Raw genomic sequence first — 13,012 nt, forward strand, 5'->3', positions numbered from 1 at the left:
CAGCATAATGTATGATAAAGTTACGTCTAGATTTAAAAAAAGGCGACACACATGCAAAAATCCGAGACAATAGGCTTCTTTGTAGACCTTCCCATGGTGTTTTCAGTTGTAAGTTTAAAAGATCTAATAAAGGCTGCTAATAGCTACTATAACACTAATATAGTAGCCCCAACCCAAGGTAGTTTTGTAGAAAAACTAACTTCAAGTGGTGATGAAAAAGATGAGCTTAAACCTTTATATCTTTATGAAATCATAGTTAAACGATCTACTAGCATGGCAAATATAGGCCTTAGTGAAAGCAAGATAGTAAGAGTAGGAGAGTATAAAAGTATATATGAAGTTTTAAATAGTGCTAAAACTACTACTATCTTTCAAGATGTAAAAGAAGCAGATATATTTTTAAATGCCATGTTAAAGTTTGATAAAGATTTGCTTGAAGCTAGGGCTTTTGTAGTAGTGCCTAGTGAGATAGAAGGAATCTTAGAGTAGCTTTTTAAGATTTTCAAAGTTTATTATAGAAGGATTTTTGTTTTTTGTAAGAAGAAAGGCTTTATTAGACATGTTTTACAAAAGCAAAATATTTTGGTTATAATTCTTCCAACCTTCTTAATTAGCCCACTGCAATTGGGTGTATAAACAACGCTTCAGGGTAGGAATACAGCAGAGCATTTATATACTTGGTGTGCCATTGGTCTCTGATTAAGGGGGCTTTTTACTACTTACTAACAAGACAAATCATGTATAAGCAAGATTTAGATAAATACCTCCAAACAAAGATTCCAAAAGCTATATTTTTATACGGTGAGAGTGAGTTCTACCTAAGCTACTACGCAGAGTTAATAGCCTCAAAGATAGGTGGGGAAGTAAATAGAATCTATTTTGAAGATAAGGATAATGACGCCTTAGGTCTACTTTCTAGTGCCTCACTTTTTGGTGGGAAAAATATAGTCTTAATAAAAACTTACAATACACTATCAGATAAGGTCTTAAAACCAGCCTTATCTAGCATGGATGAGAACTCTTTTTTGATAGTTGAGTTTTATAAAAACCCTAGCATCTCACCTACTGAGTATTCTAAGCGATGCAAAAGCATGGCTAATAGTTTTAAGCTTCATCCTAACTGCTTAGAAGTTCGCTTTTTTACACCAACTTTTAATGAAGGCTTATATCTTTTAAAAGAGAGGGCAAAAAAACTAGGGCTTGAAGTACATCCTAATGCTTTGGAGTTTTTGCTAGAGGTGCAAAATAGCGATGTAGGTATAGCTTTAAATGAACTAGAAAAATTTACCGTTTATAAAAAAATCTCAAAAGAGCTAGTAGAAAAGCTAAGCTATGGCATAGCATCCCTTAATATAGACGCCTTGATAGATGCTCTTTTTGATGGGGAAAATATAGCTTTAATCTTAGAGAAACTAGAAGAAGAAGGTGTTGAAGAGATGGATTTATTAAGAGAAGTTCAAAGACACTTTTACATACTTTTTAAACTCTATGCTTACTCTAAATCTTTTGGAAGATTAGAGTATAAAGAAGCCTTAGGTTACACTCCACCACCAAAGATTGCTGAAAGTTTAAGTAGGAGGGCTTTAAAGTTAAAAGATGTGCAGTATGTTAATATCTTAGATACTTTAAACCTTTGGCGTATAAATGCAATGAAGGGGATAGCAAACTCTAAGCTTATTAATTTATCAAATATTAAGTTTTGCATAGATAGAATGTGAGCTTACATCCTTGACTTAGGCTTAAGTAAAAGCAGAAGTTAAAATCCAGAAGGAGCAAAATGCGTCACTACGAGACTATGTTTATAGTAAAACCTACTTTAGTAGAAGAAGAACTTAAGGCAAAGATAGACTTTTTTAAAGAAGTCATCACAAAAAATGGCGGAGTTATAGAAACAACTCTTGATATGGGTGTTAGAACTCTAGCTTATGAGATAGAAAAAAACGTACGTGGTTACTACTATGTTATCTACTTTAAAGCTAAACCATCTTTAATAGCAGAGCTAGAAAGACTTTATAGGGTTAATGAAGATATTTTAAGATTTATAGTCATTAAGTATGAATCTAAAAAAGAGCAAAAAGCTTGGGCTTCATTAGTAGATAAGGCTAATAAAAAAGATACTAAAAAAAGAAGTGATAGAGTAGTTGGTGAAGAAGAAGTTAAGCTATCTGAACCAAAAAGCGAAGAAAGCCCAGCACAAAGCCAACCACAAGAATAAATCTTAAAGGTCACAAATGTATAACAAGGTCATAATAGTAGGAAACCTAACTAGAGATGTTGACTTTAAGCACCTTCCTAGCGGTACTGCCTTAGCTACTATAGGATTAGCTAGTAATAGAAGATATAAAAGAAGTGATGGCACTACACAAGATGAAGTTTTATACATAGATGCAAAACTTTTTGGAAGAAGTGCAGAAGTGGCTAATGAGTACCTTAAGAAAGGCTCAAAAGTGCTTATTGAAGGTAGACTTACACTAGAGACTTGGAAAGATCAAAATGGCAGTCCTAGATCAAAACACACTATAGCTGTTGAAACCATGCAGATGTTAGATTCTAAGTCTCAAAGTAGTGACTATCCTCAAGCTCAGTCTAATTCATCTGGAAACTATGCTAGTTCTAACTCTTATGGCCAGCCAAAAAGTGACCCTAAACCTCAGCAAGAAGAACAAATACCAGTTGTTGATATAGATGATGATATACCATTTTAAAGGAAAGATATGGAACGTAAAAAATATTCAAAAAGATACTGCAAATACACAGAAGCAAAGATAGAGTTTATAGACTATAAAGATATAGAGATGCTAAAACACTCTTTATCTGAGAGATATAAAATCATGCCAAGACGCCTTACAGGTAATACTAAAAAGTGGCAAGAAAGAGTAGAAGTAGCTATAAAAAGAGCTAGACACATGGCCTTAATCCCTTATGTTGTTGATAGCAAAAAAGTTGTAGAAAATCCTTTTAGACTTTCTTAAGACTTAGTAAGCAGACTTTAAAGCCTCTTAGTTCTCATATTATAAAAAGACTAAGAGGTTTTTAAGTCTTAGCTAACTCCTTCAATCCATCTTGATTTAACTTTTAAATCTTAAAACCTCTTTCTAGCCTCATCTCTTACGTAAACCTAAAACTAGATTCCATCGTTTTTGACAGACAGCTATCTACACACAAAACGATCTTTAACTCCTAGCTTAAAACTTTAGCTTCACGCAAGCTTTAAAGCTTTCATTTTTACTCTTTTAAAGCTTCATCTATTTTCTCTAAGATATTAGCACTATCTTCAAGTTGCAAGACTTTTACACCAAGTTTTAGTGCACTTTGCATCTTTGAGCTAGGAGTATTTCCTTTACTAGCGCCTTCTATTAAGAGGGTGGTGTCTTTATTTACTGCATTTTTCACTTCATAGCCTGCTTCTTCTAGTATCTGTGTTAGCTTGCTTCTACTTATATCAAGCGCACCTGTTAGGACGATACTCTTTTTTTCTGCATCTAAAGGCATTTTTTTTATTAAATCTATGTCGTCTTTGTTTATATTTAAAGTCTTATAAACTTCTTCTAAAATATGTAATGTATCACTTACTTTTAGTATCTTTTTGCCTAGTCTTAGTGCTTCTTGTTCTTGATTACTCCCTTTGGTGCTTTGGATTAAGAGGTTTGTTTGCTTGTTAACAGTTTTAGTGACTTTAAAGCCTTGAGAGCTTAAAAGTGCACTTAAGCTATCTTGAGATATATCAAAAGATCCGCTTAGGGCTATCTTAGTTAGATTTAAGCCTAGAGGTTTTGTGCTTAAAGCAACAAAAGGCTTAGTTATATCTAGTAAGTTTTCTATCTCTTGTTTATTGTCCTTGCAGTAGTTATAAAATGAAGTGCAAGTATCACTGCTTAGATCTGGCAGAGTTTCTAAGATTTCTAAGCTTGCTTCAAAGCATTTTAAGCCTAGATTAGATTCTAAGACTTTAGAGCTTTCTTTGCCAACATTTGCTATGCTTAGGGCGTTTATAAACTTCCAAAGATTTCTTGAAGCAATGCTAGCTTTTATAGAATCTATTATCTTTAGGGCTTTTTTATCCTTAAAGCCTTCAAGGCTTAGTAAGTCTTCTTTTTTTAAAAAGTAAAGATCTTTTATAGTTCTAACTAGTTTGGCATCTACTAGACTAGATATAGTACTACTTGCTAGATTTTCTATATCCATGCAGTCTTTGGTTGTATAAAAGCTAAGTTTGGCTTTTAAGATTCCAACACAAGTCTTATTAGTACACATTATCTTTGTGCTACCGCTTTTAAGATCTTTTATAAAGCTTACTTCTTCATGGCAGACTGGACAAGTAGTTGGCAAGATTATATCTTTAGTGTTACTGTCTCTTTTTTCTAGTATCACGCTTTCTATTTTAGGGATGACATCTCCACTTCTAGTGATTAAAACTGTGTCATTTAACTTTATATCTAGCCTTTTTATCTCATCTACATTATGCAAGCTTGCCCTAGATATAGTTGCTCCTTGAAGCATGACTGGTTCTAATAAGGCCACAGGAGTTAAAACTCCACTTCTTCCTAGCTGCCAAGAGACATCAAGCAGCTTAGTTTCTTCATAAGTTGCTTTAAACTTATAAGCACAAGCAAAGCGAGGCACTTTTACGCTAAAGCCTAGCTTAGCTTGCAAGGCTCTATCATCTAGTACTATCACAGCTCCATCTAGTTCACACTCATACTCCTCTCTTTGTTTTTGTATATCAAGATAGGCATCTTCTAAGGGCTTATGCATACTTTCATAGTCTTTTCTTAAAAGCCTTTTTTTCTCTTCTAATACGTTTATGTTTTGAAAAGTTGGCATAAGTGTAGATTCTAGTTTGTGTTTTGGGAGGATAAAGTGCTTCATAAAGTTATCCTTAAAGCCAAAACTTAAGACAAGTTGCATCAAGCTAAAAAGACTTTTAGAATCTTCTTCACTGTAGCCTATACCCCAAGGGATAAACTCTAGCTTTCTTTCAGCTACTACTTTTAAGTCTAGCTGTCTTAGGGTTGCATTAGCAAGATTTCTAGGATTAGCATAAGTTTTATATCCTAGGTCTAGTTGGGTTTTGTTATAAGCTTTGAAGTTTTCTTTAGAGATAACTACTTCACCTCTTATCTCTATAGTCTTATTAAAAGGTATATGTAAAGGCAGATCTTGTATAAGCTTTGCTTGTTCAGTTACTATCTCTCCTACTTCTCCATCCCCTCTAGTGCTTGCTACTACTAGCCTTCCTTCTTTATAAAGTAGATTAAGACTTAAGCCATCAAACTTAGGTGAGACACAAAAGCTATACTCTTCTAAGTTGTAGTTTAAGTCATTTATATTTTTAAGTAAGGTTTTTAGCCAGGTTGCAAACTCTTGTTTGTTAAATATATCATCTAAGCTCCACATCCTATGCATATGATTACTTTTTTTAAAGTCATTTAAGAGTTTATCGCCCACTCTTTGAGTAGGAGAGAGTGGGTCTATGGGATGATTTATCTCATAAGCTTTTACTTCTCTATAAAGTAAGTCATAGCTTTTATCATCGATTAAAGGTGTATGGCCTGTGTAGTAAGCCCTAGCATAGATGTTTAATCTATCTATGGCGTCTTTGTAGTCTTTTGTAGTTTTGATTTTTTGCATGAAAGTTAGCCCCTAATATCTATGTGGTAAATCCTAAGCTTATGCTAGAATCTTACTCAATTATTTACAAGAGAAAAAGGCTTGATGACATGACTGTTAATATGTTGTACTCAAAGATCCACCGTGCAACCATCACTGATAGCAATCTTAACTATATAGGCTCTATTAGCCTTGATATAAAGCTTATACAAGCAGCTAAGTTACTACCTGGCATAAAAGTTGATATAGTTAATGTTAATAATGGTGCTAGATTTAGTACCTATGTCATAGAAAGCGAAGTTCCTGGCACTGTATGTGTAAATGGTGCTGCAGCAAGGCTAGTACAAACTGGCGATGTGGTTATAATTATAGCTTACGCGCAGATGTCTTTAAATGAGGCAGAGAGTTTTGAGCCGCGTATAGTGCAAGTAGATTCTAAAAATCTAATAATTTAAAAAAAGGAAAATTATGCTTGATCCAAAGATGTTAGAAACCTTAATGGGCAGTATTGAAGAGCAGCTTGAAGGCTTTAAAAACGAAGGTAAAGATAAGATTTTTTCTGTTAAAAGTGGTGGTGGACTAGTAGAAGTTAAGATAAATGGTAGTGGCGAAGTTATAGATCTAATCATAGATGATGAACTTTTAGAAGATAAAAGTAGCCTTCAAGTGCTTTTAATAAGCGCTATAAATGAAGCTAACAAAGAAGCTGATAATTTTAAAAAAGAATCTGCTATGACTAAAATGAAAGATCTTAACCCTTTTAAATGAAGACTTCAACCTTTAGCAAAGTCGCACTAGGATGTTTGCTTGTAAGTGTGCTTAGCGCGCAAGATTCTAATACTTCAAATCCTGCTATATCCTCTACAAATATGGGTGCTAGTATGCAAAATGTAGATGCGCCTAATGCTAATGCTATAGATGAGTTTCAAAGTGGTAGCTTTAGTAGTGGAAAGTTTTATCCTAAAGAAACAGTGCTGCTAGATTCTATGACTAAAGAAGAGCTAAGTTTAAAGTCTAGTCCTACTGGTCCTAAGAAAAGTGCCAAGCTTATAAAAGTAGACGCACATGAGATGAATGTAACAAATGCACTACTAGATGGTAAACCTAGTCTAGATACAAACACTTACATGAGCAAAAACACTGAGGCAAACTCTAGTGCAGACCTTAGTTTAGATTCTAATAAAAACTCTAATGAAGCTTTAGATAAAGCTAGTGTGCAAGATGACGCGCTTGCTTTAAACTCTACTTCAGATGAAGATAAACATGAGATTAAAGAATCTAGCATGCAAGAGATGAAGGATGTAAAAAAAGATGCTTTAGCTCAAAAAGAGCCCATGCTTTCTGATAAGTCTTTTGGAGTGCAAAAAGTAGAAGGTCTTTATCCAGTTAGCGCTAGTGGGGAAAGGCTAGATTATGCAGCTTGTGGAGACTACTATCATCAAGCAAGTTTGCGCTTAGGTGATGGCACTTACGCAGTTTACTTAAAAGGAAAGGGCTTTGTTGGGTTTAGTAAGACTAGACCAAAGGACGCAAGAGTAGCAAAGTATGATCCTTTTAGCGGACTTTTTTTACTAGATTCTAATTTAAAATCAAAGCTAGGTTATACCTTAATGGACATAGATACTTATGCTAGAACTAGAGAGCTTGTAAGTGCAGATGCTAAAGGGGCAAGGGGAGTTAGACTTGCAAAAGCACAAGAGGGCTTTTTAGACTATGGACGTATAAATGGCCATATAGCACAAAATGGAGTACTTAGTAATATCTGCTATCAGATTTATGGCATAGGTGTTGGAGGGGATTCTTTTATAGAAAAGCCTTATATTATGCGCTTTTTAGATTCTAAAAGTGTGCACTATGGAGATATAGGAGTTAGATTTAAACTTAGTGATGCAGAAAATGCAAACTTTGAAGTACTTTATGTAGACCCATTTTTTAAAGATAACCCTTTTAGGAAAGGAGATGTTTTAATCTCTATTAATAACGTAGCACCTAGGTCTTTTAAAGACTTAAGTGAGCGCATACTAAACCTAAAACAAGGAAGCTTAGTTAAAGTTGATGTAAGACGAGATGGAAAGGTGCTAAGTTTTGAAGTAAGGGCTGGTAAAAGATATGGGGGACTTTTGCTGCCTGATAGCTTTTTAGAGCGTTTTAACTTAAAGCTAAGTGATGACTTTGTGGTCTTAAGCGCGCCAAGCAGTGGTAAGTTTAGTGAGCTAAAAAAAGGTGATAAGATACTTAAGATTAATAATCTAGATCTAAAAGAGTATATAAAACCTATGCATATTAATAGAGATAAGACCTTAAGAGAGCTTTTTACTAAGCTTTATATGATGAAGGTTAAATCTAATAAAGCTACTTTAATAAACTCTAGCCCAAAAAGTAAAGAAGATGAGCTAGCTAGCTACATAGCACAGTTTGCTAATAAACACTCTTCTAAAAAGCCTGTTAAAGAAAAAGCTAATTCCATGCAAAACTCTATGACTAAAGAAAGTATGGATAATGAACAAGGAGGCTTAAAAAGTGGGGCTGACTTAGAAGCTTTTTTAAATATGAACTCTCCTATGCTTGATTCTACACCTAATGCCATGGATACTAACTCTATGGGCTCTATCACTAAGGCTAATAAGCAAGAGACTAAAGATACAAAGCTTGATTTAGGAAGCCTTGATATGCTTATTAGCAGGGATGGGTTTGAGTTTAGGCTAGTTGTAAAGTAAGCTTGAAATGCTAGTTTAAAAATGTAAAACTATAAGGAAGTAAAAATTGATACAAGAGATAGATAAGGTTTGTGATGAGTTTGAAGTCTTTTTAAAAGATTCTAAACCAGTTATAAAAAGCTTTCATCCCTACTTTGAAGATGCTACTTGGGAGATGGTGATAAATGGTGGTAAACGTTTTCGCCCAAGACTACTTTTTGGTGTAGTGCTTGCTAATGCACCTGAACTACTTCCTAATAGCTTTAAAGTAGCCCTAGCCTTAGAAGTCTTTCATACTTACTCTTTAATCCATGATGACCTCCCTTGTATGGACAATGCAGACTTAAGAAGAGGGCATACTACTTTGCATAAAAAATATGGTGAGACCCTAGCTGTTTTAGTAGGAGATGCGCTTAATACTTATGCTTTTAACCTTCTAGCAAGAGCTGCTCTTAGTAGTGAAGTAAAGATTAGCTTAATTGAAGTTTTAAGTAGCTATGGAGGGATAGAGGGCATGGTGCTAGGACAAGCACTTGATTGCTACTTTGAAAACCAAAAGTTGCCTTTAGATAAGTTAGAACTTATACATCTAAACAAAACTGCAAGGCTTATAAGTGCTGCGCTTAAAATGGGAGGTCTTATCTCAGTATTAGATTCTAAAGCGCTACAAGCTTTAGAAAAGTTTGGCATGCTTTTAGGACTTTACTTTCAAGTTTTAGATGATGTGATGGATGTTAGTTTAAGTATGGAAGTAGCTGGAAAAACTACTAATAATGATGCTAATAAAAATAGCTATGTTAATCTACTAGGCTTGCAAGGAAGTATGAAAAAGCTAGAAGAGATAAAAAAAGCACTAGAAGTACACTTACAAGAGATACAAAGAGATATAAATCCAAAAACTAAGCAAGTTTTAGAATCTATATTCTTACAGTACAGCAAGGACTTTGATTCCAAACTTACCTTACAACAAAAATAAAAACTATCTTAAGGATAAACTATTGCAAAAAGTGATCTTACTTACTAATGATGATGGCTACTTTAGCCACGGTATACGTGCATTAAAAGAGGCCCTATCTCCGCTAGGAAGAGTAGTAGTTGTAGCACCAGCTACTGAAAAGTCAGCTTGTGGGCATGGGCTAAATATAACTAAGCCTTTAAGACTTATAGAAGTAGAAAAAGACTTTTATAAGCTTGATGATGGAAGTCCAACTGACTGCATATACATGGCATTAGCTACCCTTTTTAAAGATAAAAAGCCTGATCTTGTAGTCTCTGGCATCAACTTAGGCTCAAATGTAGGTGAAGATGTAACCTACTCTGGAACAGTAGCAGGAGCTATAGAAGGAGCGCTTCATGGTGTGCCAAGCATAGCTATCTCTCAGTACATACAAGATAAAGATCTTAATGCTGAAAGTCTTCCCTTAGATCTAAGTGTTGGACAAAACTTTATACATAAGCTAGTAGAAAAGATCTTTAAAGAGGGCTATATGCTTGAAACTAGAAGAGTTTTAAATATAAATATACCCCATGCTAGCGTTTATAATGGTGCTTCAAAAGTAACCCAACTAGGTTATAGACATTATCAACTAAGCTATGAAGAAAATATAAATCCGCGCAATGTCAAGTACTACTGGTTAGGAAACATGAGACTAGTTTTAAGCGAGAGAGAAGATGGCAGGGGCTTAGAATCTGACTACAAAGCCATAAAGGAAGGGTTTATATCCTTAACTCCTTTAAGTTTAGATCTAACAAGCTATGAAGATATACAAAAGATAAAAGACTTAAATCTCTAGCATGCCTATAGATAAAAAGCCTAAAGATCTTAGTCTTTTATATCTTGCCTTAGATGTACCAAAAAGATATATATCAACCTTTGAAGTTAGTAAGCCAGACTTTAACTCTGCTGCTACAGGGGCTTTTAGCGTAGAGATATTAGGTCTTAAAGACTTAAGAAAATATCTTTTAATCGAGGCTTACTTAACTAAGCTTAACTTGCCACTTAGCATTTATATTTTTAATCATAGACCTTTTCATAAAAGTATGTTTAAAGTAGGCACTACTTTAAATCTCTATGGCAAGTTAGAAAATAAGCTTAATCATCTTCAAGTTAGTAATCCTAAGCCTATAACCACTCTAGATACCATCACTCCTATCTTTAATGGCAAAAAAAATCCAGAAAGAGAAAAAATCACTGCCCAAGCTTTGAAAGCCTTAGGAGTAGATTCTAAAAGGGCTAGTTTGATAGAAGAAGTCTTTAAACCTAGCCTTTCTTTTTTTAAATCTTATAAGGTAAATAACACCTTGCCTAAGGCTAATATGGATGCTTTAAAGTATGTAGAAATTTGGCTTTATCTATATAGACTTAGCTTTAAAAAAAGAGACTTTAAAGCTAAAGTGACCCTGCCTCTTGAAGCTAGCACTAAGCAGTTAAAAGCCTTTTTATCTAGCCTTCCTTTTAGCCTAACTAGTGGCCAGATGCAGGCTATAAAGGATGTGCAGTTAGACTTATCTAGCACTTTGCAAGCTAGACGTATCATTATGGGTGATGTGGGCTGTGGTAAGACTATGGTTATTTTAAGTGTAGTTGCTATGAGTTTTCCTAAAAGAGTACTACTTATGGCCCCAACTACCATCCTTGCTACCCAGCTTTATGCTGAAGCATTAAAATTCTTGCCAAGTCATATACAAGTAGTGCTTAAAACTAGCCAGCAAGTGCAGTTTAGAGAAGATATTTTGTTTGCTAGTAGTCTTGAAAATGCCCATTTTGTTATAGGCACACAAGCTCTTTTGTTCTTAGAAGATGATGTTTTTAAAGACTTTAGTATAGTTATGAGTGATGAACAACATAGATTTGGGACCAAGCAAAGAAGTAAGCTTGAAGCACTTACATCTAAAAAAAGCGCTCTTAAATCCCATATTTTTCAGTTTTCAGCTACTCCTATACCACGTACTATGGCTATGATAAAAAGTAGTTATATAAACTTTAGCTTTATAAAAGATCTTCCTTTTAAAAAAGATATCACTACATCTATAGTTGATACTAAGGGTTTTTCTAAGGTGTTAGAGACTATAAGATCTGAGCTTGCTAAAGGGCATCAAGTAGCAGTTATTTACCCATTAGTACAAAAGATGGAATCTAAAAATGAAAGTTTTGGTACTAGATCAAGCTACCTTTCATTAGAAGAAGCAAAAGAGTACTGGATAAAAAACTTTGAAAAAGTCTATGTAACTCATGGCAAAGATAAAGAAAAAGATTCTGTTTTAGAGCAGTTTAGGGAAACTAAAGGGGCTATCTTGCTAGCTACTACCATGGTTGAAGTTGGATTATCACTGCCTCTTTTAAGTGTAGTTGTTATCATGGGAGCTGAGCTTTTAGGGCTTGCTAGCCTTCATCAGTTACGAGGTAGGGTTAGTAGAAATGGCCTTAAAGGCTACTGCTTTTTGTGCACTAAACTAGACTTTGCTAAAAGTGATCTTAAAGATGCAAACTCTAATATGCAAAAAGAAGCCCTTACTAGGCTAGAGCGTTTTTCTAAAACTCTAAGTGGTTTTGATATAGCTGAGCTTGACTTAGAGTATAGAAGTAGTGGAGACTTGATAGATGGCATAGCACAAAGTGGAGATGAGTTTAAATTCTTTGATATTAAAAGAGATATAGACTTACTTAAAGAAGCCCTTGCCAATATAGAAGCTTTATAAAATCTAGTCTATATCATCTTTTTTTAATGGATGGTTTTTACTTACATCACAGGCTAGTTTCTTACCTAGTATACTTTCTAGCTTTAAAGGGCTTAAGCCTAGATTAGGACGCACACAAGCTAGCAAATCCTTAGTTATAACTTCACCTTTTTTAGCATCGCGCACTATAAAAAGACTCCTTGCAAACTCACGCCCAGCCTTTATATCTACTTCCTTACTTGTAAGATCTTTACTTAAAGCCTTTTTTGCATCTTTAAGTACATCTACCATTTCTTTAAACTCACCTTCATCCATGCTAAATGCACTATCAACCCCACCCAGGCTTTTATCTAGTATGAAGTGTTTTTCTATAGTACTTGCCCCAAGACTTAAAGCTATCAAAGGTGCAGCATAGCCTAGTGTATGATCACTTAGTCCTATCTTGCAAGATGGATACTTAGCTTGCAAGTCTTTTATCTTATAAAGGGAGGATTTAGCCAGGGTTGCAGGATAAGATGAGGTACAGTGAAGCAAGGTTATATCAAGTCCTTTTAGTATACTTAGTGCATTTTCTAACTCATCATCATTACATACTCCAGTGCTTAAGATAACTGGTTTTTTAGTTTTAGCTATGGCTTTTAAAAGTGGTACATGACCTACTTCAAAGCTAGCTACTTTATATATAGGGTTATTTAATGTTTCTAAAAACTTAACTCCTTCTACACTAAAAGGACTACTAAAGGCTACTAGTTTTAACTCTTTTGCTAGTTTATATAACTCTTCATGCCACTCCCAAGGCATATAAGCTTCTTCATAAAGCTCCCATAAAGTTTTATCCTTCCAAAGTCCACTTTTAATCTTGAAGTACTCTAAGTTAGAATCTAGAGTTAAGCAGCTTGGTTTATAGGTCTGAAACTTCACTGCATTTGCCCCACTTCTAGCTATGGCATGTAAGGTTTTTTTTGCTAAGTCTAAGTCTTGGTTGTGATTAGCACTTAGCTCAGCTATTATAAAGGGCATGAAAATCC

General features: G+C 34.6%; 13 protein-coding genes and 1 other RNA gene. 12 read left to right on the forward strand and 2 right to left on the reverse strand.

Annotated features, from left to right (window positions below):
* Positions 1-51: 51 nt before the first annotated feature.
* The 6 genes from BKH43_RS03575 (at position 52) to rpsR (ending at position 2,972) form a co-directional block, all read left to right on the forward strand.
* Positions 52-489, forward strand: coding sequence for a hypothetical protein (locus BKH43_RS03575; protein ID WP_095228649.1), 438 nt, complete (start codon positions 52-54; stop codon positions 487-489).
* A 118-nt stretch (positions 490-607) separates the two neighbouring features.
* An RNA gene (ffs, locus tag BKH43_RS03580) (signal recognition particle sRNA small type) lies at positions 608-705 on the forward strand.
* A 32-nt stretch (positions 706-737) separates the two neighbouring features.
* Positions 738-1,718, forward strand: a complete 981-nt coding sequence (gene holA, locus BKH43_RS03585) for a DNA polymerase III subunit delta (protein WP_095228651.1) — start codon at positions 738-740, stop codon at positions 1,716-1,718.
* Positions 1,719-1,777: 59 nt separating this feature from the next.
* The gene (gene rpsF, locus BKH43_RS03590) at positions 1,778-2,215 is read left to right on the forward strand and encodes a 30S ribosomal protein S6 (protein ID WP_095228653.1); all 438 of its coding nucleotides are present in this window, start codon (positions 1,778-1,780) and stop codon (positions 2,213-2,215) included.
* Positions 2,216-2,231: 16 nt separating this feature from the next.
* Positions 2,232-2,705 carry a single-stranded DNA-binding protein gene (gene ssb, locus BKH43_RS03595; protein WP_095228655.1) on the forward strand — a complete coding sequence of 158 codons (474 nt, stop codon included), beginning with the start codon at positions 2,232-2,234 and terminating at the stop codon, positions 2,703-2,705.
* 9 nt (positions 2,706-2,714) lie between these two features.
* A complete protein-coding gene (gene rpsR / locus BKH43_RS03600; RefSeq protein WP_095228657.1) occupies positions 2,715-2,972 on the forward strand; it encodes a 30S ribosomal protein S18 in 258 nt (85 codons plus the stop codon).
* Between the two features lie 253 nt (positions 2,973-3,225).
* Here the strand turns inward: rpsR and BKH43_RS03605 are convergent, their stop codons facing one another.
* On the reverse strand, positions 3,226-5,631 hold the full coding sequence (locus tag BKH43_RS03605) for a BRCT domain-containing protein (protein WP_095228659.1): 2,406 nt from the start codon (positions 5,629-5,631) through the stop codon (positions 3,226-3,228).
* 89 nt (positions 5,632-5,720) lie between these two features.
* Here BKH43_RS03605 and panD point away from each other — a divergent pair, with 89 nt between their 5' ends.
* The 6 genes from panD to recG are packed head-to-tail and all read left to right on the forward strand — an operon-like array spanning position 5,721 to position 12,005.
* A complete protein-coding gene (panD, locus tag BKH43_RS03610) occupies positions 5,721-6,065 on the forward strand; it encodes an aspartate 1-decarboxylase (protein ID WP_095228661.1) in 345 nt (114 codons plus the stop codon).
* 13 nt (positions 6,066-6,078) lie between these two features.
* Positions 6,079-6,378 (forward strand): YbaB/EbfC family nucleoid-associated protein, encoded by a 300-nt coding sequence (locus tag BKH43_RS03615; protein WP_095228663.1) that lies wholly within the window; start codon positions 6,079-6,081, stop codon positions 6,376-6,378.
* Positions 6,375-8,327 carry a PDZ domain-containing protein gene (locus BKH43_RS03620; RefSeq protein WP_095228665.1) on the forward strand — a complete coding sequence of 651 codons (1,953 nt, stop codon included), beginning with the start codon at positions 6,375-6,377 and terminating at the stop codon, positions 8,325-8,327. Before BKH43_RS03615 ends, BKH43_RS03620 begins: the two co-directional genes overlap by 4 nt.
* A 46-nt stretch (positions 8,328-8,373) precedes the next feature.
* Entirely contained in the window at positions 8,374-9,282 is a 909-nt protein-coding gene (locus tag BKH43_RS03625; RefSeq protein WP_095228667.1) for a polyprenyl synthetase family protein, read from the forward strand.
* A gap of 22 nt (positions 9,283-9,304) precedes the next feature.
* Positions 9,305-10,099 (forward strand): 5'/3'-nucleotidase SurE, encoded by a 795-nt coding sequence (gene surE, locus BKH43_RS03630; RefSeq protein WP_095228669.1) that lies wholly within the window; start codon positions 9,305-9,307, stop codon positions 10,097-10,099.
* Between the two features lies 1 nt (position 10,100).
* The gene (recG, locus tag BKH43_RS03635; RefSeq protein ID WP_095228671.1) at positions 10,101-12,005 is read left to right on the forward strand and encodes an ATP-dependent DNA helicase RecG; all 1,905 of its coding nucleotides are present in this window, start codon (positions 10,101-10,103) and stop codon (positions 12,003-12,005) included.
* A 3-nt stretch (positions 12,006-12,008) separates the two neighbouring features.
* On the opposite strand, the gene pseI is transcribed toward recG, so the two are convergent.
* On the reverse strand, positions 12,009-13,004 hold the full coding sequence (pseI, locus tag BKH43_RS03640) for a pseudaminic acid synthase (RefSeq protein WP_095228673.1): 996 nt from the start codon (positions 13,002-13,004) through the stop codon (positions 12,009-12,011).
* Between the last annotated feature and the right edge of the window lie 8 nt (positions 13,005-13,012).

Origin of the sequence: Helicobacter sp. 13S00401-1, from assembly GCF_002272925.1 — a bacterium.
In the GTDB taxonomy this organism is placed as follows: domain Bacteria; phylum Campylobacterota; class Campylobacteria; order Campylobacterales; family Helicobacteraceae; genus Helicobacter_I.

Excerpts from the sequence above, each read along its gene's own strand:
- BKH43_RS03575 (WP_095228649.1), top strand. The coding sequence starts at position 52 with ATGCAAAAATCCGAGACAATAGGCTTCTTTGTAGACCTTCCCATGGTG.
- holA (WP_095228651.1), top strand. The coding sequence starts at position 738 with ATGTATAAGCAAGATTTAGATAAATACCTCCAAACAAAGATTCCAAAA.
- rpsF (WP_095228653.1), top strand. The coding sequence starts at position 1,778 with ATGCGTCACTACGAGACTATGTTTATAGTAAAACCTACTTTAGTAGAA.
- ssb (WP_095228655.1), top strand. The coding sequence starts at position 2,232 with ATGTATAACAAGGTCATAATAGTAGGAAACCTAACTAGAGATGTTGAC.
- rpsR (WP_095228657.1), top strand. The coding sequence starts at position 2,715 with ATGGAACGTAAAAAATATTCAAAAAGATACTGCAAATACACAGAAGCA.
- BKH43_RS03605 (WP_095228659.1), bottom strand. The coding sequence starts at position 5,631 with ATGCAAAAAATCAAAACTACAAAAGACTACAAAGACGCCATAGATAGA.
- panD (WP_095228661.1), top strand. The coding sequence starts at position 5,721 with ATGACTGTTAATATGTTGTACTCAAAGATCCACCGTGCAACCATCACT.
- BKH43_RS03615 (WP_095228663.1), top strand. The coding sequence starts at position 6,079 with ATGCTTGATCCAAAGATGTTAGAAACCTTAATGGGCAGTATTGAAGAG.
- BKH43_RS03620 (WP_095228665.1), top strand. The coding sequence starts at position 6,375 with ATGAAGACTTCAACCTTTAGCAAAGTCGCACTAGGATGTTTGCTTGTA.
- recG (WP_095228671.1), top strand. The coding sequence starts at position 10,101 with ATGCCTATAGATAAAAAGCCTAAAGATCTTAGTCTTTTATATCTTGCC.
- pseI (WP_095228673.1), bottom strand. The coding sequence starts at position 13,004 with ATGCCCTTTATAATAGCTGAGCTAAGTGCTAATCACAACCAAGACTTA.